19 protein-coding genes are annotated in these 19,053 nt (G+C 63.2%); 15 read left to right on the top strand and 4 right to left on the bottom strand.

Annotated features, from left to right (window positions below):
- Window positions 1-8: 8 nt before the first annotated feature.
- Window positions 9-323 carry a MocE family 2Fe-2S type ferredoxin gene (locus NKH22_RS15610; protein WP_023672328.1) on the bottom strand — a complete coding sequence of 105 codons (315 nt, stop codon included), beginning with the start codon at window positions 321-323 and terminating at the stop codon, window positions 9-11.
- An 85-nt stretch (window positions 324-408) separates the two neighbouring features.
- Window positions 409-1,512 (bottom strand): fatty acid desaturase family protein, encoded by a 1,104-nt coding sequence (locus NKH22_RS15605; protein WP_352910027.1) that lies wholly within the window; start codon window positions 1,510-1,512, stop codon window positions 409-411.
- Window positions 1,513-1,686: 174 nt separating this feature from the next.
- On the opposite strand from NKH22_RS15605, the gene NKH22_RS15600 reads away from it, so the two are divergent.
- From NKH22_RS15600 to NKH22_RS15550, 11 genes are all read left to right on the top strand, one after another.
- Window positions 1,687-2,718 carry a LacI family DNA-binding transcriptional regulator gene (locus NKH22_RS15600; protein ID WP_023672329.1) on the top strand — a complete coding sequence of 344 codons (1,032 nt, stop codon included), beginning with the start codon at window positions 1,687-1,689 and terminating at the stop codon, window positions 2,716-2,718.
- A gap of 375 nt (window positions 2,719-3,093) precedes the next feature.
- Window positions 3,094-4,035, top strand: a complete 942-nt coding sequence (locus NKH22_RS15595) for a sugar ABC transporter substrate-binding protein (RefSeq protein WP_023684065.1) — start codon at window positions 3,094-3,096, stop codon at window positions 4,033-4,035.
- Window positions 4,036-4,142: 107 nt separating this feature from the next.
- Window positions 4,143-5,219 carry an ABC transporter permease gene (locus NKH22_RS15590; protein ID WP_023710443.1) on the top strand — a complete coding sequence of 359 codons (1,077 nt, stop codon included), beginning with the start codon at window positions 4,143-4,145 and terminating at the stop codon, window positions 5,217-5,219.
- A 2-nt stretch (window positions 5,220-5,221) separates the two neighbouring features.
- Complete coding sequence (locus NKH22_RS15585) at window positions 5,222-6,004, top strand: ATP-binding cassette domain-containing protein (protein ID WP_027049093.1); 783 nt, start codon at window positions 5,222-5,224, stop codon at window positions 6,002-6,004.
- A 113-nt stretch (window positions 6,005-6,117) separates the two neighbouring features.
- Window positions 6,118-7,113, top strand: a complete 996-nt coding sequence (gene iolG, locus NKH22_RS15580; protein ID WP_023732721.1) for an inositol 2-dehydrogenase — start codon at window positions 6,118-6,120, stop codon at window positions 7,111-7,113.
- Window positions 7,114-7,143: 30 nt separating this feature from the next.
- The gene (locus tag NKH22_RS15575; RefSeq protein WP_023732720.1) at window positions 7,144-7,938 is read left to right on the top strand and encodes an SDR family oxidoreductase; all 795 of its coding nucleotides are present in this window, start codon (window positions 7,144-7,146) and stop codon (window positions 7,936-7,938) included.
- Between the two features lie 71 nt (window positions 7,939-8,009).
- Window positions 8,010-8,273: a type II toxin-antitoxin system Phd/YefM family antitoxin gene (locus NKH22_RS15570; RefSeq protein WP_023732719.1), complete on the top strand. Its 264-nt coding sequence runs from the start codon at window positions 8,010-8,012 to the stop codon at window positions 8,271-8,273.
- Window positions 8,270-8,692 (top strand): type II toxin-antitoxin system VapC family toxin, encoded by a 423-nt coding sequence (locus NKH22_RS15565; RefSeq protein WP_023732718.1) that lies wholly within the window; start codon window positions 8,270-8,272, stop codon window positions 8,690-8,692. The genes NKH22_RS15570 and NKH22_RS15565 overlap by 4 nt, the downstream gene beginning before the upstream one ends.
- Window positions 8,693-9,166: 474 nt before the next feature.
- Window positions 9,167-10,258: a 3-deoxy-7-phosphoheptulonate synthase gene (locus NKH22_RS15560; protein ID WP_352910023.1), complete on the top strand. Its 1,092-nt coding sequence runs from the start codon at window positions 9,167-9,169 to the stop codon at window positions 10,256-10,258.
- A gap of 75 nt (window positions 10,259-10,333) precedes the next feature.
- Entirely contained in the window at window positions 10,334-10,693 is a 360-nt protein-coding gene (locus NKH22_RS15555) for an ArsR/SmtB family transcription factor (RefSeq protein ID WP_023672338.1), read from the top strand.
- Window positions 10,671-11,186, top strand: a complete 516-nt coding sequence (locus NKH22_RS15550; protein WP_352910020.1) for an SRPBCC domain-containing protein — start codon at window positions 10,671-10,673, stop codon at window positions 11,184-11,186. The genes NKH22_RS15555 and NKH22_RS15550 overlap by 23 nt, the downstream gene beginning before the upstream one ends.
- A 115-nt stretch (window positions 11,187-11,301) precedes the next feature.
- On the opposite strand, the gene NKH22_RS15545 is transcribed toward NKH22_RS15550, so the two are convergent.
- Entirely contained in the window at window positions 11,302-11,937 is a 636-nt protein-coding gene (locus NKH22_RS15545; RefSeq protein WP_023821753.1) for a LysE family translocator, read from the bottom strand.
- Window positions 11,938-12,063: 126 nt separating this feature from the next.
- On the opposite strand from NKH22_RS15545, the gene NKH22_RS15540 reads away from it, so the two are divergent.
- Window positions 12,064-12,762, top strand: a complete 699-nt coding sequence (locus NKH22_RS15540; RefSeq protein WP_023821754.1) for a helix-turn-helix transcriptional regulator — start codon at window positions 12,064-12,066, stop codon at window positions 12,760-12,762.
- A 12-nt stretch (window positions 12,763-12,774) separates the two neighbouring features.
- Here NKH22_RS15540 and NKH22_RS15535 read toward each other — a convergent pair whose 3' ends face one another.
- Window positions 12,775-13,884, bottom strand: coding sequence for a Gfo/Idh/MocA family protein (locus tag NKH22_RS15535; RefSeq protein WP_023814498.1), 1,110 nt, complete (start codon window positions 13,882-13,884; stop codon window positions 12,775-12,777).
- A gap of 213 nt (window positions 13,885-14,097) precedes the next feature.
- On the opposite strand from NKH22_RS15535, the gene NKH22_RS15530 reads away from it, so the two are divergent.
- From NKH22_RS15530 to iolD, 3 genes are all read left to right on the top strand, one after another.
- Window positions 14,098-14,943, top strand: coding sequence for a MurR/RpiR family transcriptional regulator (locus NKH22_RS15530; protein WP_023703746.1), 846 nt, complete (start codon window positions 14,098-14,100; stop codon window positions 14,941-14,943).
- Between the two features lie 153 nt (window positions 14,944-15,096).
- A complete protein-coding gene (locus NKH22_RS15525; RefSeq protein ID WP_023821755.1) occupies window positions 15,097-17,031 on the top strand; it encodes a bifunctional 5-dehydro-2-deoxygluconokinase/5-dehydro-2-deoxyphosphogluconate aldolase in 1,935 nt (644 codons plus the stop codon).
- A 33-nt stretch (window positions 17,032-17,064) separates the two neighbouring features.
- Window positions 17,065-18,915: a 3D-(3,5/4)-trihydroxycyclohexane-1,2-dione acylhydrolase (decyclizing) gene (gene iolD, locus NKH22_RS15520; protein WP_352910017.1), complete on the top strand. Its 1,851-nt coding sequence runs from the start codon at window positions 17,065-17,067 to the stop codon at window positions 18,913-18,915.
- The last annotated feature ends 138 nt before the right edge of the window (window positions 18,916-19,053 follow it).

The following is a 19,053-nucleotide window of genomic DNA, read 5'->3' as shown; positions in this document are numbered from 1 at the left end:
GCATGGTCCTACCCGATCTGGATCAGCACTTTGCCGGCCTCGACCTTTACCGGATAGGTGGCGAGATTGACGCAAACCGGCGCGCCGCGTGCCGCCCCCGTCTTGTAATTGAAGCGGCCATTGTGCTTGGGGCATTCGATGATGTCATCCATCACCAGCCCGTCGGCCAGATGCACCTTTTCGTGCGTGCACAGGCCATCGGTGGCGAAATAATCGTCGTCAGGGCTGCGATAGATGGCGAAGGTGCGGCCGCCATGGTCGAAGCGCATCACATCTTCTTCGTCGATGTCGCCGGCGGCGCAGGCCTCGATCCAGTCGCTCATGTGTTCCTCCCAAAAGCAATTCCAGGAAAAGTGCGTTGCGGTTTTCCGTTCGGAGTTGCGACAAAACAAAAGCTTAATCGCGCGATCATTCCGCCGCGGCGGCGACGGCGTCGTTTTGGAGTTCCTCGCGATAGGGCCGCGCCGTTGGCGGCAGTTCGCGCTTGAGGAAATAGTCCTCGTTGCGCAGCTGGCGCAAAAAGGCCGGGATCATCTCGCGGTAGCCGGCCAGGATCGACGGCGTCGGCGCCGGCAGATCGTGCTTGATCAGCGCATGCAGTTTAGGCAGTGCATGATAGGGCACCATCGGGAACATGTGGTGTTCGACGTGATAGTTCATGTTCCAGTAGATGAAGCGGCTGACCGGGTTCATGTAGACGGTGCGGCTGTTCAGCCGGTGGTCGATGACATTTTCCGCCAGCCCGCCATGCTGCAGCAGGCCAACCATGACATGATGCCAGGCGCCGTAGAGCCGGGGCAGCCCGACCAGCATCAGCGGCAGCCATGAACCGAAATAAAGCGCCAGCGCGATCGTCACGGCATAGATCGCCGTCCAGATGCGGGCGATGCGAATGGCCTTAGGCTGCTCCTGTTCGGGGATAAAAGTCTTTTCCGCCGCGCTGATATTGCCGGCGGCATTGCGCAGCATGTCCGACATCGCATGCCAGGCATCCAGCACGCCGATAAAGCCAAGCGCGACCCGGAACAGATCCGGCGGCCGCATGACGGAGATTTCCGGGTCGCGGCCGACGATGATGGTGTCGGTGTGGTGGCGGGTGTGGCTCCAGCGCCAGGTCACCGGATTGCGCATGATCATGAAGCAGGCGATCTGGTAAACCGCGTCGTTCATCCACTGGGTGCGGAAGGCGGTGCCGTGGCCGCATTCGTGCCAGCGTGAGTCGGTGGAGGAGCCGTAGAGCACGCCATAGACGAAGAAGAACGGCACGCACCACCAGCTGCCCCAGAACCAGGCGCCGCCGGCGGCACTCAGGATCAGCGCGGCCAGCCAGATCGCGGTGTCGCGGATCGCCGGCCCGTCGGAGCGCTGCATCAGCTCCTTCATCTGCTTGCGCGGAATATCGGTGTGATACCACTCGGCCGCCGCCAGCCCGGTCTCGACGGCGAGCTTGGAATCGCGGCCCATCAGGCTGTAGTCGCGCCGAAACGGTGGTGTGGATAGTGTCGCTTCCATAGGGGCTGCCTCCGTCGGCCACAGCATCCGTCAGGACGGATATGTCCATTACAGGCGCTTGTGTCCGAGCGCAAAATAGCGCCATGCGGTGATAGTCTCAATATCACAAAGATAGTTTCTATCATTTTCCATCAGAACGATGTAAGCAGTTGCAGGCACTCATGCGGGACAGTCATGGCAAAACGGCCAACCATCACCGATCTGGCGCGCATCTCCGGCGTTAGCGTCGCCACTGTCGACAGGGTGCTGAACAACCGGCTGCCGGTGCGCGAGGAAACCGCGCGCCGCGTCTATGAGGCGGCGACCGGCATCGGCTACCACGCGGCCGGGCTGATCAAGCGGCGCATGCGCCAGGAATTGCCGGAATACCGCCTCGGCTTTCTGCTGCTGCGGGGCAATGATGTTTTTTACGGCGATTTCGCGAGGGAGCTAGAAATGGCGGTCTCGCAATCGCAGCGCTTCCGCGGCGTCGCCACCATCGATTTCGCCAGCTCGCTAGCCGCCGACGAGATCGCCGCCCAAATGCGCAAGCTGGCAGCGAAATCCAGAGCAATCGCCGTTGTCGGTCCGGACCATCCGACGCTGACGGCGGTCGTGGAGTCGCTGAAAGCGAGGGGGCAACCTGTCTTCTCGCTGCTGTCCGACTTTGCCGCTGGCATCCGTGAGGGATATGTCGGCCTCGACAATCGCAAGGTCGGTCGCACCGCGGCCTGGATGATCGCCAGGGCGGCAAAGAACCCCGGCAAGGTCGCCCTTTTCGTCGGCAGTCATCGCTTCCACGGCCATGAACTGCGCGAGATCGGATTTCGCTCCTTCTTCCGCGAACATGCGCCGGACTTCACGGTGATGGAAACGCTGGTCAATCTGGAAGCCAACCAGGTCACCCACGATGCGATGATCGATCTCCTGGTGCGGTATCCGGATCTTGCCGGCTGCTATGTCGCCGGCGGCGGCATGGAAGGCGCGGTCTCGGCGCTGCGGGCTGCGAAGCCCGCAAGCATGCCGGTGGTCGTCTGCAACGAGATCAACGCCGAATCGCGCGCGGCACTCGCCGACAACATCCTGACTATGGTGATCTCGACGCCGCTCGCCGCCTTGTGCCGCGAGCTTGTCGACCTGATGGCGCATTCCATCGAGGCCGGCGCCGCCAACGCGCCGGGCCAGACCTTTCTGCCCTTCGACATCTATCTGCCGGAAAATATCTAACGCGTTCTGCCGCGCCGACCCGTTCGGCGTGGGCTCTCCCGGCGATGATAGAATCTATCAGAGTCTGCCTTCAGACTCGGCCTGGGCCGCTGTCGGCCTTGATTCGACGTGAAATTGCGGCGCGGCGACCGAAAATCCGCTTTCCGACTTAGGAATCGCTCTTGACGTCTCGCGAAAAAATGGAATAAATATTTCATCAGATTGGTATTTTGGTTCTTTCGTTCCGGAACATCTGTTTCAAACCGGGAGCTTGGCGTTCCATCCCTTGGACAAAACGCCATACGGAACAGGAAGGCATCAGGGAGAGATTCCTCGGGCTATCGGGGATTCCGGGTAGATCGGTGCAGCCGGACACCAATGTGGAGGAGAAACACAATGAAGAAACTGATTTTGGGCGTCGCCTTTGCGGCGCTGATGAGTTCGTCCGCTTTTGCCGCCAAGGTCGGCGTGTCGATGGCCAAGTTCGACGACAACTTCCTCACCGTGCTGCGCAACGGCATGATCGAGCAGGCCAAGGGCATGAGCGGCGTGGAACTGCAGGTCGAGGACGCGCAGAACGACGTCGCCAAGCAGCTCGACCAGATCAAGAACTTCGCCGCCTCGGGCGTCGACGCCATCATCGTCAACCCGGTCGATACCTCGGCCACGCAGGCGATGTCGGACGCCGCCGCAGCCGCCAAGATCCCGTTGGTCTATGTCAACCGCCAGCCGGTCAATGTCGACACGCTGCCGGACAACCAGGCCTTCGTCGCGTCGAACGAGGCCGATTCCGGCACGCTCGAGACCAAGGAAGTCTGCCGCCTGTTCACCGAGGCCGGCAAGAAGGAAGCCAATGTCTATGTCATCATGGGCGAGCTTTCCAACCAGGCCGCCGTGCAGCGCACCAAGGACATCGAAGAGGTGATCGCCACGCCGGAGTGCAGCTTCATCAAGATCATCGACAAGCAGACTTCGAACTGGAACCGCGACGAAGCGCAGAACCTGATGACCAACTGGCTGTCGACCGGCAAGCCGTTCGACGGCGTCATCGCCAACAATGACGAAAGCGCCATCGGCGCCATCCAGGCGATGAAGGCCGCCAACATCGACATGAAGACGGTCGTCGTCGGCGGTGTCGACGCCACGCAGGACGCGCTTGCCGCCATGCAGGCCGGCGACCTCGATGCCACCGTGTTCCAGGATGCGGCCGGCCAGGGCGCCGGCGCTCTGGACGCAGCGCTGAAGCTCGCCAAGGGCGAGAAGGTCGAGCACAAGGTCTACGTGCCCTTCCAACTCGTGACGCCAGCCAACATCGACAAGTTCCTGAAGAAGAACTGAGCCGGCGACTCGTTCGACTAACGGAGCGGCGCATCAATCGCGCCGCTCCCGTTTCCCTCACCGCCCTTACGTGCGGGAGGGCAAATGCCGCCTCACGGAGGACAGACATGTCACAGACATCTCATGGCGTCGGCGGGGTCAGCTATGACGCGAAGAGGCGGACATGGCCGGCCGAATTCAACGTCTTCCTGGCGCTGGTCATTCTGGTCGTCATCTTCGAAATGATCGGCCGCATCTTTCTTGGCGACAGCTTCCTGTTCAACACGCGCGACAACGTCGCCGGGATCTTCAATGAGGCCCGCCTGCAGATCATCATCCTGCAGGTGTCGATCGTCGGCATCATCGCCATCGGCGTCACGCAGGTGATCATTTGCGGCGGCATCGACTTGTCCTCGGGCTCGATCGTCGGCGCCACCGCCATGATCGCCATGAGTTTTGCCCAGGTGGCGACGGTCAACGGTAACCCCAACCCCAAGGCGATGTTCCTGGCGCAAGGCTGGACCGACCTGCCGGTCGTCGTGCCGGTACTGGTCGCCATCGGCTGCGGTCTGCTCGCCGGTCTCGTCAACGGCTCCTTGATTGCATACACGCGCATTCCGCCGTTCATTGCCACGCTCGGCATGATGGTGACCGCGCGCGGCATTGCCAAATGGTGGTCCAAGGGTCAGCCGATCTCGTTTCCGACCGAAAGTTTCGCTGGTATCGGCAAGGGCCTGATGCCGGTCATCATCTTCCTGTCGCTGGCGGTGCTGTTCCAGCTGATCATGACCTACACACGCTACGGCAAGCATTGCTATGCCATCGGCTCCAACGAGGATGCCGCGCGCATGTCGGGCATCAAGATCGCCAACCACAAGATCCTCGTCTACGTCATTGCCGGCATCCTAGCCGCGCTGGCCGCCGTCGTGCTCTCCTCCAAGAACCTGACGGCACAGTCCGGCATGGGCGTCATGTACGAGCTAGACGCCATCGCAATGGCGGTCATCGGCGGCGTCTCTTTGTCGGGCGGTCGCGGCTCGATCGTCGGCACCGTGATCGGCTCGCTGATCTTCGGCGTCATCATTTCCGGCTTCACCTTCCTGCGCCTCGACGCCTACTATCAGGAGATGGTCAAGGGCGTGATCATCGTCGGCGCGGTCGTTCTCGACCAATGGCGCCAGCGCATGCGGGCATTGAGGGCTTGACCATGCCAGATATCTCCACGACAGACATCGTCCTGAAGACCGAAAACCTGACCAAGCGTTATGGCGGCGTGCACGCGCTGGAAGGCGCGAATTTCGAGCTGCGCAAGGGCGAGCATGTCGCCATCATGGGCGACAATGGCGCCGGCAAATCGACCTTCGTGCGCCAGATCACCGCCGTCGAGCAACGCACCAGTGGCCAGATCTGGTTCGACGGCAGGGAAGTGAATTTTGCCGGGCCGATCGAAGCGCGCACGGCGGGCATCGAGACCGTGTTCCAGAACCTGGCGCTGGCCGACGATCTCGACGTGCCGTCGAACCTGTTCCTCGGCCGCGAAAAGGTGCTTTTCAATCTCGGGCCGTTCTCGATCCTCGACCGCAAATACATGCGCAAGGCGACCGAGGCGGCGCTGATCCGCACGGCAGTGAAAATCCCCAATTTGTCCAACACCATTCGCCACATGTCGGGCGGCCAGCGCCAGTGCGTTGCGATCGCCCGGACCGCGACCTTCGCCTCCAAGCTGATCATCATGGACGAGCCGACGGCAGCCCTTGGCGTGCAGGAGACGGCGCAGGTCGAGAACATCATCCGCACGCTGAAGGACAATGGCGAGCCGCTGATCCTGATCAGCCACAACATGCGCCAGGTGTTCGACCTGTGCGACCGCATCGTCGTCTTCCGGCGCGGCCGCATCGTCGCCAACCTGCGCAAGGAAAACACCGACGGCAACGACATCGTCTCCTACATCACCGGCGCCAAGACCGGGGAGGCGGAACTCGCGGCCTGAACAGGATGGTCATCCTGTTTTCTGGCGTGCTCGAAAAATTATCTTGCCACCTTTCTCAAAAGGAAGGTGGAGACACAACTCTCTCGAACCCATCCCCCTAGAGGAAATACCCCATGACTGTTCGTTTCGCCCTCCTCGGTGCCGGCCGTATCGGCAAGGTCCATGCCCGCGCCGTCGGCTCCAACCCGCAGGCCAGACTGGTGGCCGTTGCCGACGCTTTTGAAAAGGCGGCGACCGAGTTGGCAACCGCCTATGGCGCCGAAGTGCGCACCATCGACGCGATCGAGAAGGCCAAGGACATCGACGCCGTGGTCATCTGCACGCCGACCGACACCCATGCCGATCTGATCGAGCGTTTCGCCAAGGCCGGCAAGGCGATCTTCTGCGAGAAGCCGATCGACCTCGACGTCAAGCGCGTCGAGAAGTGCCTGGCCGTGGTCGACAAGGCCAAGGCGACGCTGATGGTCGGCTTCAACCGCCGCTTCGATCCGCACTTCGCCGCCGTGCGCAAGGCGATCGACGACGGCGCCATCGGTACTGTCGAGATGGTCACCATCACCTCGCGCGATCCGGGCGCGCCGCCGGTCGATTACATCAAGCGCTCGGGCGGCATTTTTCGCGACATGACCATCCACGATTTCGACATGGCGCGCTTCCTGCTCGGCGAAGAGGTGGCGGCGGTCAGCGCCCATGCCTCGGTTCTGGTCGACGAGAAGATCGGCGAAGCGGGCGATTTCGACTCTGTCAGCGTCATCCTCGAAACCGCGTCCGGCAAGCAGGCCGTCATCTCCAATTCGCGCCGCGCCACCTATGGCTACGACCAGCGCATCGAGGTGCATGGCTCCAAGGGCATGGTCGCCGCCGAGAACCAGCGGCCGGTGTCGATCGAGGTCGCCAATGAGAAGGGCTATACGCGCCCGCCGCTGCACGACTTCTTCATGACCCGCTATCTCGACGCCTACGCCATCGAGATTGCCGCTTTCATCACTGCTGCAACCTCGGGCAAGAAGGCATCGCCGAGCGGCGCCGACGGCCTCGTGGCGCTGAAGCTGGCCGATGCCGCGCTGAAGTCGGCGACATCAGGCAAGACCGTCCGTCTCGACAAGTAAGAACCGGAACCAAGGCACAGGAGCAGAGCGATGAGCACATCCGCCGATCGCAATTCGAAGACGCGCGCCATCGTCACCGGCGGCGCGCAAGGCATCGGCTTTGCCGTCGCCGAAGCGCTGGCCGACGAGGGCTGCAAAGCGCTGGCGCTCATCGGCCGCTCGCAGGAGAAGGGCGACAAGGCGGTCGCCCACTTCAAGAAGGCCGGCGTCGATGCGATCTTCATCAGCGCCGACGTCTCGAAAGTGGCGGACTGCAAGCGCGCGGTGGCAACCGCGATCTCGCATTTCGACACCATCAACGCGCTGGTCAACGCCGCAGCCACCTCCGCGCGCGGGTCGCTGGTCGAAACCTCCGAGGAGACCTTCGACCAGATTTTCCAGACCAACGTGCGCGGCCCGTTCTTCCTGATGCAGGGCGTGGTGGCCCATCTCCTGGACCAGAAGGCGCCGGGCTCGATCGTCAACGTGCTGTCTATGTCGGCGCATTGCGGCCAGTCCTTCCTGGCGCCCTATTCCTCGAGCAAGGGTGCGCTGGCGACGCTGACCAAGAACGTCGCCAACGCCTATCGTTTCAACCGCATCCGCTGCAACGCCGTGCTGCCGGGCTGGATGGACACCGAGGGCGAGGACATCGTGCAGAAGAAATGGCACGGTGCCTCCGACGACTGGCTGGCAAAGGCAGAGGCCGGCCAGCCCATGGGCCAACTGGTGAAGCCCGACCAACTGGCGCGGCTGATCAGCTACATGGCCAGCCCGCAATCCGGTGTCATGACCGGCTCGCTGGTTGACTACGACCAGAACGTCGCGGGGACCTCGCCGGAGTAGCCTCAAACCCTGTTGCAGCAACATCGCCATTCCCACATAGTCATGATAGTCAGGCTAGTCACGAGCATGCGATGCTAACGTCATCCAAAGACACCAACTGGACGGTTGCCGGGGCAAAAGCCCGGCTCTCCGAGGTCATCGAGCGCGCACAGTCCTCGCCGCAGACGATCACCAAGAACGGCAAACCAAGCGTGGTTGTCGTCTCGGCCGAGGAATGGCAGCGCAAGATCGCACGCAAGGGTACGCTTGCCGAGTTCCTGCTGGGCTCGCCGCTGCGCGGCGCCGATCTCGAGCTTGAACGTCAGCGCGACGAACCGCGTGACCTGCCGCTGTGAGACTGCTGCTCGACACGAATGTCCTGTCCGAGGTGACGAGGCCAGCGCCTGACGCAAGTGTCCTGGGCTGGCTGGACGAGCTTGATGAGGACCGCTCCTTCATCAGCGTAGTGTCGATCGCCGAGATCCGGCGCGGCGTCTCTCCGATGGATGAGGGCCGTAAACGCGAGGCGCTGGCCGAATGGCTCGCCCGGGACCTGCCCCAGCGCTTCGAACAGCGGGTTTTGCCGGTGGACGATGCAGTTGCCTTGGCCTGGGGCGACCTGATGGGTCTTGCCAAGCGCCGCGGTCGTGGTCTGTCGTCGATGGACGGCCTGATCGCAGCCACTGCGATTGCGCACGAGCTCACCTTGGCAACGTGCAATACGAAAGATTTCGAAGGCTTTGGACTTGAACTCTTCGATCCCTGGACGGCATGAGCCGCTCCGCGTTATACGTGTTGGCGATTGGCGAAACCGCCGGCACTTCGTCATCCACGGGCGGAGCAAGGAGCGTAGCGACGCAGCGCAGACCCGAGGATCCATGCCGCGACTTCAGAGCGCTGCTACGGTCCAGAATTCTGCTCCGCCGCACTCCACGGCCCAGGTCACGGAATGGATCCCAGGGTCTCCGCGACGGAGCTTCGCTCCTGCTCCGCCCAGGGATGACGAAATCGCGAGGATTCGGCCCATCCCGAATTGTCTCCGCATACCCCACGTGACAAGCGCCTCGGCATCGACTATATGACGCCTGATGATCAACCTGACCGCCTCGTATTGGTACTTTAGCAGCTCGCTGGCGGCGGGAGGATTGCGCTCGATCTGAAGATTGCAGCAACAAGTCCGAACAGCCGCCAGACCTGGCGGCTTTTTTGTATCAGCCGGCAGGTCTCCTAAAAACAGGAGCAGAAAGCCGTGTTGACCACCACAGACGATCTTCGGGTCAAGGAAATCCGAGAATTGAGTACGCCGGACGAGGTGATGCGGGAGATCCCGCGCACGCTGACGGCAACGCGCACCGTGAGCGCATCACGCAACGCCACCCATGCCATCTTGAACGGCACCGACGACCGGCTGCTTGTCATCGTCGGCCCGTGTTCGATCCACGACCCGGTCGCGGCCGTTGACTATGCCAGCCGGCTAGTGGCGCTGCGCGAGACCCTGTCCGACCGGTTGGAGATCGTCATGCGGGTCTATTTCGAAAAGCCGCGCACGACCGTCGGCTGGAAGGGCCTTATCAACGATCCCGATCTCGACGGCAGCTTCAACATCGACAAGGGGCTGCGGATGGCGCGCAACGTGCTGTCGGCGGTCAACAATCTCGGCCTGCCCTCGGCCACCGAATTTCTCGACATGACGACGCCGCAATACATTGCCGATCTCGTCGCCTGGGGCGCCATCGGCGCGCGCACCACCGAGAGCCAGATCCACCGCGAACTGGCTTCCGGCCTGTCCTGCCCGGTCGGCTTCAAGAACGGCACCGACGGCAATCTCAGGATCGCCGCCGAGGCGGTGAAATCCGCCGCCCAGCCGCATCATTTCATGGCGGTGACCAAGGGCGGACGCAGCGGCATTGCGACTACTACCGGCAATAAGGACTGCCACGTCATCCTGCGCGGCGGCGTTCAGCCGAATTACGATGCGGCGAGCGTCGAGGCAGCCTCGGCCGAACTCGCCCGCATCGGCGTTGCACCCCGGCTGATGATCGACGTCAGCCACGCCAACTCGGCCAAGAAGCCGGAGAACCAGCCCAAGGTGGCGGCGGATGTCGCCGGTCAGGTCGCGGCGGGCGACGAACGCATCATCGGCCTCATGATCGAGAGCAATCTCGTTGCCGGCCGTCAGGATGTCGTGCCCGGCAAGCCGCTCGTCTATGGCCAGAGCATCACAGATGGCTGCATCGACTGGGCGACCACCGAGACGGTGCTGCACGGCCTCGCCGGCGCCGTAGAATGGCGCCGCTCAGCCCGCCGCGCCATGATGGAGAACCGGCCGGGCGCCGCCTGATACGAGGCGATGCGCGGGAAGGACGCTGCGGCTCCCCTTGCACCCCGGCAACCGGTCTGCTAAATACTGAACCGTATGGTTCAGTATACCGACTTGGATTCCTCGTTCGCCGCGCTCTCGGACGCCACCCGGCGTGGCGTTCTGGAGCAGCTCGGACGCGCAGACGCTTCGATCACCGAGCTTGCCGGAAAATTCCACATGACCCTCACGGGCATGAAGAAGCACGTCGGCGTCCTGGAGCAGGCGGGGCTCGTCACCACGCAGAAGGTTGGCCGCGTGCGGACCTGCAAGCTCGGCCTGCGCGGACTGGAGGAAGAGGCGGCCTGGATCGAGCGGCACCGCCTGCTCTGGGACGCACGCTTCAACGAGTTGGACAAGGTTGTCGAGGAATTGAAACGGAAGGAGAAAGCCGATGCGCCAAAGAACCGAGAGTGAGCCCACGCACAACCGCACGACGGTCGAACGGAAGTCCGAGCGCGAGCTGGTCGTCACGCGAACAGTCAACGGTCCGGCGCACATCGTGTTCGAGGCGTGGACGAAGCCCGAGCTGTTCAAGCAGTGGTGGGTGCCGAAGTCGATGGGCATGTTCCTGCGTTCATGTGAGATGGATGCTCGTACCGGAGGCACGTACCGCCTGGTGTTCGGCCACGACGCCTCGGACCTTCACGAATTCTTCGGCAGGTATATCGAAGTGACACCGCACTCACGCCTTGTCTGGACCAATGACGAAGGTGGTGACGGTGGACCCGTCACCACGCTGACCTTCGAGGAAAAGGGTGGCAATACGCTGCTGGTCATGCACGAACTCTATCCCTCGAAGGAGGCTCTCGACGCGGCCGGTACCGGGGCGGCGGATGCGATGGGCGAGACGTTCGAGCAATTGGACGAGCTTCTCGTCGTCTTGGGCGAAGGCGTGAGGCGGTCATGACGTCATCGGTCTCGCGGACGGGGTAGCTGCCGCCCTCGACGACGAAAAGACCGGGACAGTGATCCGCAAGCGCCGCGCCGAGGCGAAGAAACGCGGCGTCATCGCTTGATCGGGATCACGCTGCCCTCAACCCTTCCCATGCCGTAAACACCGAGACCGCAAACAGCAGCAGTCCGGCCGCCCGGCCCGCAAAAGCGGTCGCCCGCGGATTGGCCACCAGCAGATTGCGGCTGCGGCCGGCGGTGATGGCGAGCCCGCCATAGATGGCGGCCTGCGTCAGCATCGTCAGCAAGCCCATGACCGTCGCCTGAATCCAGATCGGGCCGTAATCCGGCTTCAGGAACTGCGGATAGACGGCAAATATGAAGAGATAGGCCTTCGGGTTGATCAGGCAGGTCACCAGTCCCTGGCGAAAGGCCTTCCAGGCCGTACGGCTGCCGGCGGGCCCGTCGTGGCCGACGGTGATGGAACTGCGCATCAGCGAGATGCCGATGAAGGCCATGTAGGCGGCGCCGGCTATCAGCAGCGGCTTGTACAGGATCGGCACGAAATGCATCAGCAGGCCGACGCCGATGGCGCCGTTCAGCGTGTGCACGATGCCGCCGACCATGATGCCGCCGGTGGCGGCGAGGCCCCGGTCGCGGCCGCCGGTGAGCGCGTTGGCTAGCACGAACAGCATGTCCATGCCGGGCACGATGATGATGCCGGACAGCAGGATAAAGAACAGCCAGAGATTTTCCGCGTAACTCATGTCAGTTGCTTGTCACTTCCTGCTGGGGTGCCGTTGAGGAATTTGTTGATTTTCAACCCGATAGGCAGTCCAATAAATCATCCCAACTGACGGGGATGTGTCAGTAGCGTTCATCAGGGAGAGGAAATGCGCAAGGCGTCGCGGCTGTTCGAGATCATCCAGATCCTGCGGCTGGCGCGGCAGCCGGTGACGGCGGCGATGATCGCCGGGCAGCTGGAAGTCACGGTGCGTTCGATCTATCGCGACATCGCCGCACTGCAGGCGATGCGCGTGCCGATCGAAGGCGGGCGTGGCATCGGCTATATATTGCGGCCCGGCTTCGACCTGCCACCGCTGATGTTCTCAATCGAGGAGATGGAGGCGATCGTCCTGTCGCTCGCCCTGCTGGAGCGCACGGGAGACAGCGAACTCAAGCAGGCGGCCAAGCGCGTCAGCGCCAAGATCGCCGGCGCCGTGCCGCCGCCACTACGCCAGGCGTTCGACGCCAACGCACTGCATGTCTGGGGGTTCGCTGCACCGGCAATCGGCACCATCGATCTGGCGCTTGTGCGCCGCGCCATCCGCGACGAGGAAAAGCTCGACCTGTCCTATCGCGACGAAATCGGCCGCGCCTCCGAGCGGCTGATCCGTCCAATCGCGCTGATCTACTATTCAGAAACCGCCAACATCGTCGCCTGGTGTGAACTGCGCCAGGCCATCCGCAATTTCCGCAGCGACCGCATCGAGGCTTGCCAGCCGACCGGCCTGCGCTTCAAGGGCGAAGGCGATCGCCTGCGGCAGGTCTGGGTCAATGGCTGGGAGGCGAACGCTGTCGCTGGCGGCTGAAGCGAGCGGATCTTACCGCACATCCACCCAGCGCTTCTCCTCGAACGACCTCGCCATCGCGTGCACGGTGCGCTCGATCTCCAGCCCTTCGGCAAATTCGATGACCCGTGCCGGCTTGCCGGCAAGCCGCGTCAGCAATTCGTGGCACTCGATGATCTTGAGGTCGTTGAAACCGAGCCCATGGCCCGGCGCCGGGAGGAAGGCGTCGTAAGGCTTGTGGTGCGGCGCCACCAATATGGTGCGGTAGCCCTGTTCGGTCGGGCGATCGGCGGTGACGTAGAGCTGGATTTCGTTCATCCGCTCCTGGTCGAACAGGATCGATCCCTTGGAGCCGAAAATCTGGATGGCGATGCGGCCCTTGCGGCCCCAGGCCGAGCGGTTGACCAGCAGCGTGCCGGCAATGCCGTTTTCCAGATGCATCAGCACGCTGGCGATGTCGTAGGTCTCGACGGCGCGGCGGCCGCCGCCGGCCAGCTTGCGGTCGGCATAGGGCTTGGCCATGTCGCAGATGACTTTTGCGACGCGGCCGAACAGTGTCGAGACCAGCGACAGCGGATGCACGGCGAAATCGTCGAGCGCGCCATAGCCGGAAGCAGCCTCGTGCTTCCAGAAGAACAGCGCTTCCGGGTCGGCCATGAAGTCCTCGTCCATCTCGATGCGCAGATGGTTGACCTCGCCGATGATCTTTTCCTCGAGCAGCGCGCCGATGTGGCGGATGGCCGGGCTCTGTATGTAGTTGTAGCCAAGCGCTGCGACCTTGCCGGACTTCTTCGCCGCGGCCGCCATCGCCGCTGCTTCGGCAAAGCTCGGCGCCATCGGCTTCTCGCACCACAGATGCTTGCCGGCTTCGAGAATAGCGATGGCCATCTCCGGATGGAACTGATTGGGCGTGGTCAGCGAGACGATATCGACCTCGGGGTCGTTGACGACGGCACGCCAGTCGCCCGACGCCTTGGCGAAGCCGAACTCACCGGCCTTGCGCTTGGCCAGCTCCTCGTTGACCTCGCCGAGATGGACCAGCTTCGGCTTGGCGACATCGGGAAAGACGGCGCCGACGGCGCTCCACGCAATGGCGTGGCATTTGCCCATGAAACCCGTGCCGATAAGACCAACGCCGACCATTTCTTTCTCCCAATACCTGAAGCGATCGATGGATGAATTAGTCCATTTCTTCTCCGAATGGAATGTCTGCCTCATTTTTTATGGCCTTCTTGCGCAGGCTCGCTATGATGGGGCAGAGAGGACGTCACTTGAGTTAAAGAGAGCATGATGTCGTCCGAAAACCGCTGCACACTTTTCGGCATCATGCTCTAGATGAGCTTGGACGGGGCGACGATGGACGAACGGGTACCTCGCGACTTCGAGACGCTGCGCGCCACGATCCTCGATCGCCGTGAAACCTTGCCCAAGCGCATCGCCCAGATCGCCGCCTATGCGCTCGACAATCCCGATGACATCGCCTTCGGCACCGCCGCCAGCATCGCCGCTTCGGCGGGCGTGCAGCCGTCCACCTTGATCCGCTTTGCCCAGCAACTAGGCTTCGACGGCTTCACCAGCCTGCAGCAGGTGTTTCGCGAGCGGCTGCGCGAGCGCAATTCCTCTTATGACGAACGCCTGCAGGCGCTGCGCGCCAAGGCCGATGCGGGTGCTGGACACCGAGCCATCTTCGACGGCTTCGTCGCCGCCGCCAGCACTTCGCTCAACGATATTTCGCGCTCGCTGGACGAGGCGCATCTGGAAGACGCGATCTCGCTGCTGGCCAAGGCCGAGACCATCTATGTCCTGGCCAAGCGCCGCTCCTACCCGGTGGCGAGCTACATTGCCTATGCCTTGGGCAAGCTGAAGATCCGCAACCAGCTGATCGAATCCGCCGCCGGCCTCAATGCCGAGATGGTCGCCTTCGCCACCCCGGCGGACGCCGTCATTGCCATCAGTTTCTCGCCCTATGCGCCGGCCACCATCGAGGAGGCCCGCACCATTTCCGAACAGGGCGTGCCGATCATCGCCATCACCGACAGTTCGTTTTCGCCACTAGCGCAGTTCGCCAAGGTCTGGTTCGAGGTTGCCGAGGCCGATTTTGCCGGCTTCCGCTCGCTGTCGGCCACCATGGCGCTGGCCATGGCGCTCACCGTCGGCGTCGGCGAGAAGCGGCGCAGCACGGGCAAGAAGCGCAAAGCCTAGGCCGGCGCCGGGCGCTCGAATTCCCGGAAGGAATGCTCATTCCATATTGACTATGGATTGGAATTATTATTTCATATTCCCGGCGCCACGCTGCCGCTCGCGCGTGTCCCCCAACTACGTTGCTCAAGACAACAAGACCGACGGGAGGTTCCAATGAGCGAAGCCGTGGACGCCAAACAGGCGACGCTCGATGTCATCACCATCGGTCGCGCTTCCGTCGACCTTTACGGCCAGCAGATCGGCTCGCGGCTGGAGGACATCACCTCCTTTGCCAAATCGGTCGGCGGCTGCCCGGCCAACATCTCGGTTGGCACGGCGAGACTAGGCCTGCGCTCGGCGCTGCTCACCCGTGTCGGCGACGAGCAGATGGGCCGCTTCATCCGCGAGCAGCTGCGGCGCGAAGGCGTCAATGTCGACGGGCTGAAGACCGACAAGGAACGGCTGACGGCTCTGGTGCTGCTTTCGGTCGAGAGCGAAGGGGTCTCGCCGATGATCTTTTATCGCAGCGACTGCGCCGACATGGCGCTCGCCGAAGAAGATATCGACGAGGCTTTCATTGCCTCGGCCCGTTCCATCGTCGTCACCGGCACGCATTTTTCCCGACCCAACAGCGACGCCGCCCAGCGCAAGGCGATCCGCATCATCAAGGCCAGGGGCGGCAAGGTGGTGTTCGACATCGACTACCGCCCCAACCTCTGGGGACTCGCAGGCCATGCCGAAGGTTTTGAGCGCTATGTCAAATCCGACCGCGTCTCGGCCCAGCTGAAGACGGTGCTGCCCGATTGCGACCTCATCGTCGGCACCGAGGAAGAGATCATGATCGCCTCGGGCGCCGACGATTGCCTGAGCGCGCTGAAGACGATCCGCGCGCTGTCCAAGGCAACCATCGTACTGAAGCGCGGCGCCATGGGCTGCATCGTCTATGACGGGCCGGTCAGCGACGATCTGGAAGACGGTATCGTCGGCAAGGGCTTTCCGATCGAGATCTATAATGTGCTCGGCGCGGGCGATGCCTTCATGTCCGGTTTTCTGCGCGGCTGGCTCGGTGGCGAAAACCTGGCAACGGCGGCGACCTGGGCCAATGCCTGCGGCGCTTTCGCCGTGTCGCGGCTGCTCTGCGCGCCGGAATATCCGACCTTCGAGGAATTGCAGTTCTTCCTCAGGAACGGCAGCAAGCACCTCGCTCTGCGCAAGGACGAGGCGATCAACCACATCCATTGGGCGACGACCCGCCGCCGCGATATCCCCTCGATGATGGCGCTCGCCTGCGACCACCGTGTGCAGCTTGAGGACGTCGCGGCAAAGACCGGCGCCGATCCGGCGCGCATCCGCGATTTCAAGGTGCTGGCGGTCAAGGCTGCGGCGAAAGTCGCCGCCGGCCGCGACGGCTATGGCATGCTGATCGACGAGAAGCATGGCCGCGAAGCAATGTTCGAATTCGCCCGCCACCCCTTTGCCTGGCTCGGCCGTCCCGTCGAACTGCCGGGCTCGCGGCCGCTGCGCTTCGAGTTCTCGCAGGACATCGGCTCGCAACTGGTGGAATGGCCGGTCGACCACTGCATCAAATGCCTGTGCTTCTATCACCCCGACGATCCGGCAGCGCTCAAGGAAGAGCAGCAGCAGAAGCTGCGCTCGCTGTTCGAAGCCGCGCGGAAGGTCGGCCGGGAGCTTCTGGTCGAGATCATCGCCGGCAAGCACGGCAAGCTCGATGACACGACGATCCCGCGCGCCCTGGAAGAACTCTATGCTCTTGGCATCAAGCCGGACTGGTGGAAGCTCGAACCGCAGGCGTCGGCCGGCGCCTGGGCCAAGATCGAAGCGGTGATCCTGAAGCATGATCCTTGGTGTCGTGGCGTCGTGCTGCTGGGTCTCGAAGCGCCGCAGGACGAACTGGAAGCGGCCTTTGCCGCCACCGCCAAGGCGCCGATCGTCAAGGGCTTTGCCGTCGGCCGCACCATCTTCGTCCACGCCGCCGAACAATGGCTGGCGGGCAAGATGGCGGATGACGAGGCTATCGCCGACATGGCCGCGCGCTTCGAACAGTTGACCGAAGCGTGGCTTGCCGCGCATGGCCGTAAAGCAGCATAAAGGCGCGGCAAGAGGACTGCGGAGGAAAACACCATGAGCAAGACAATCCGCCTGACGACGGCGCAGGCGCTGACCCGCTTTCTGAGCAAGCAGATGACCGAGATCGACGGCAGAAGAGTGCCCATCTTCGGCGGTGTGTGGGCGATCTTCGGTCACGGCAATGTCGCCGGCATCGGCGAGGCGCTGTACCAGCTGCGCGACGAATTGCCGACCTTCCGCGCCCACAATGAGCAGGCGATGGCGCATGCGGCGATCGCGTATGGCAAGGCCAATTTCCGCCGCCGCTTCATGGCCGCGACCTCTTCGATCGGCCCCGGTGCGCTCAACATGGTGACGGCGGCGGCGCTCGCCCACGTAAACAGGTTGCCCGTCCTGTTTTTGCCGGGCGATGTCTTCGCCAACCGCATCCCCGATCCGGTGCTGCAGCAGGCCGAGGACTTTTCCGACGGCACCGCGACGGTCAATGACTGCTTCCGTCCGGTGTCGCGCTATTTCGACCGCATCACCCGTCCCGAGCAGATCATCCCGGCATTGGCGCGGACCATGCAGGTGCTGACCGATCCGGCGGAATGCGGCCCGGTGACGCTGTCGCTCTGCCAGGACGTGCAGGCCGAGGCCTATGACTATCCCGAGAGCTTTTTCGCCGAGCGCGTCTGGCACCAGCGCCGGCCGCGTCCGGACCGGCATGAATTGGCGGCGGCGGTCACCGCGCTGAAGGGTGCGAAAAAACCGCTGATCATCGCCGGCGGCGGCGTGCTGTATTCGCAGGCTTCGGATGAACTGGCGAAATTCGCCGAGAGCGCCGGCATTCCGGTCTGCGAGACGCAAGGCGGCAAGTCCTCGCTGCCCGACACACATCCGCTCAACATGGCGGCGGTCGGCGTCACCGGCACGTCCGCGGCCAACCGGCTGGCGGAAGAAGCCGATGTCGTGCTCGCCATCGGCACCCGCCTGCAGGATTTCACCACCGGCTCGTGGGCGCTGTTCAAGAACTCCGGCAAGACCATCATCGGGCTCAACGTGCAGCCTTTCGACGCCGGCAAGCACCGCGCGCTGCCGCTGGTCGCCGATGCGGCCGAAGGGCTCGCCGAACTCGGTGCTGCGCTGGGGAACTGGAAAGCACCGGCGACATGGACCGACAATGCGAACCAAGGCAAGAAGGCTTGGCAGGCCGAAGCCTCCAAGGTGACGGCGTCGACCAACGCCGCCTTCCCGTCGGACGCGCAGGTGATCGGCGCCGTGCAGCGCGCGCTGGGGTCCGGCGTGACCTTGCTGAACGCGTCGGGCGGCCTGCCGGGCGAGTTGCACAAGCTCTGGCAGGCAGGCGCGCCCGGCTCGTACCATGGCGAATATGGCTTCTCGACCATGGGCTACGAGATTGCCGGCGGGCTCGGCGCCAAGATGGCCAAGCCCGACCAGGAGGTCGTCGTCATGGTCGGGGACGGCTCCTACCTCATGATGAATTCCGAAATCGCCACGTCGGTGATGCTTGGCCTGAAGCTGACCATCGTGGTGCTCGACAACAGGGGTTATGGCTGCATCAACCGGCTGCAGATGGCCACCGGCGGCGCCAACTTCAACAACCTCCTGAAGGACGCGCGCCACGAGATCCTGCCCGACATCGACTTCGCCGCGCATGCGGCCAGCATGGGCGCTATTGCCGAGAAAGTGCCGTCGATCACCGGCCTGGAGACTGCGCTGCAAAAGTCGAAAACCAACGACCGCACCACCGTGCTGGTCATCGACACCGACCCGCTGATTTCCACCGATGCCGGCGGCCATTGGTGGGATGTCGCGGTGCCGGAAGTCTCCGCACGGCCGCAGGTCAACGCAGCCCGCAAGGCCTATGACGAAAAGCGGCAGATGCAGACAGTCGGCGATTGATGTACATGCACCCGCCCCCTACCTCCCCCTTGTGGGGAGGTCGGACCGAAGGTCCGGGTGGGGGGCTCGCGCCGCACCCCACCCCGCTGCTTCGCAGCGACCCTCCCCACAAGGGGGAGGGTGAACAAGAAACCGGAG

It is taken from the genome of Mesorhizobium sp. M1252, assembly GCF_040318265.1.
Classification (GTDB): domain Bacteria; phylum Pseudomonadota; class Alphaproteobacteria; order Rhizobiales; family Rhizobiaceae; genus Mesorhizobium.
The sequence above is the reverse complement of the archived record's forward strand: the minus strand, read 5'-3'. Positions and strand labels throughout refer to the sequence as shown.

What these genes read in the sequence shown, in the direction of transcription:
- NKH22_RS15570 (WP_023732719.1), top strand. Translation starts at nt 8,010, where the DNA reads ATGCTAACGTCATCCAAAGACACCAACTGGACGGTTGCCGGGGCAAAA.
- NKH22_RS15555 (WP_023672338.1), top strand. Translation starts at nt 10,334, where the DNA reads ATGGTTCAGTATACCGACTTGGATTCCTCGTTCGCCGCGCTCTCGGAC.
- NKH22_RS15610 (WP_023672328.1), bottom strand. Translation starts at nt 323, where the DNA reads ATGAGCGACTGGATCGAGGCCTGCGCCGCCGGCGACATCGACGAAGAA.
- iolG (WP_023732721.1), top strand. Translation starts at nt 6,118, where the DNA reads ATGACTGTTCGTTTCGCCCTCCTCGGTGCCGGCCGTATCGGCAAGGTC.
- NKH22_RS15545 (WP_023821753.1), bottom strand. Translation starts at nt 11,937, where the DNA reads ATGAGTTACGCGGAAAATCTCTGGCTGTTCTTTATCCTGCTGTCCGGC.
- NKH22_RS15590 (WP_023710443.1), top strand. Translation starts at nt 4,143, where the DNA reads ATGTCACAGACATCTCATGGCGTCGGCGGGGTCAGCTATGACGCGAAG.
- NKH22_RS15585 (WP_027049093.1), top strand. Translation starts at nt 5,222, where the DNA reads ATGCCAGATATCTCCACGACAGACATCGTCCTGAAGACCGAAAACCTG.
- NKH22_RS15535 (WP_023814498.1), bottom strand. Translation starts at nt 13,884, where the DNA reads ATGGTCGGCGTTGGTCTTATCGGCACGGGTTTCATGGGCAAATGCCAC.
- NKH22_RS15530 (WP_023703746.1), top strand. Translation starts at nt 14,098, where the DNA reads ATGGACGAACGGGTACCTCGCGACTTCGAGACGCTGCGCGCCACGATC.
- NKH22_RS15595 (WP_023684065.1), top strand. Translation starts at nt 3,094, where the DNA reads ATGAAGAAACTGATTTTGGGCGTCGCCTTTGCGGCGCTGATGAGTTCG.
- NKH22_RS15605 (WP_352910027.1), bottom strand. Translation starts at nt 1,512, where the DNA reads ATGGAAGCGACACTATCCACACCACCGTTTCGGCGCGACTACAGCCTG.
- NKH22_RS15575 (WP_023732720.1), top strand. Translation starts at nt 7,144, where the DNA reads ATGAGCACATCCGCCGATCGCAATTCGAAGACGCGCGCCATCGTCACC.
- NKH22_RS15550 (WP_352910020.1), top strand. Translation starts at nt 10,671, where the DNA reads ATGCGCCAAAGAACCGAGAGTGAGCCCACGCACAACCGCACGACGGTC.
- NKH22_RS15525 (WP_023821755.1), top strand. Translation starts at nt 15,097, where the DNA reads ATGAGCGAAGCCGTGGACGCCAAACAGGCGACGCTCGATGTCATCACC.
- NKH22_RS15600 (WP_023672329.1), top strand. Translation starts at nt 1,687, where the DNA reads ATGGCAAAACGGCCAACCATCACCGATCTGGCGCGCATCTCCGGCGTT.
- iolD (WP_352910017.1), top strand. Translation starts at nt 17,065, where the DNA reads ATGAGCAAGACAATCCGCCTGACGACGGCGCAGGCGCTGACCCGCTTT.
- NKH22_RS15540 (WP_023821754.1), top strand. Translation starts at nt 12,064, where the DNA reads ATGCGCAAGGCGTCGCGGCTGTTCGAGATCATCCAGATCCTGCGGCTG.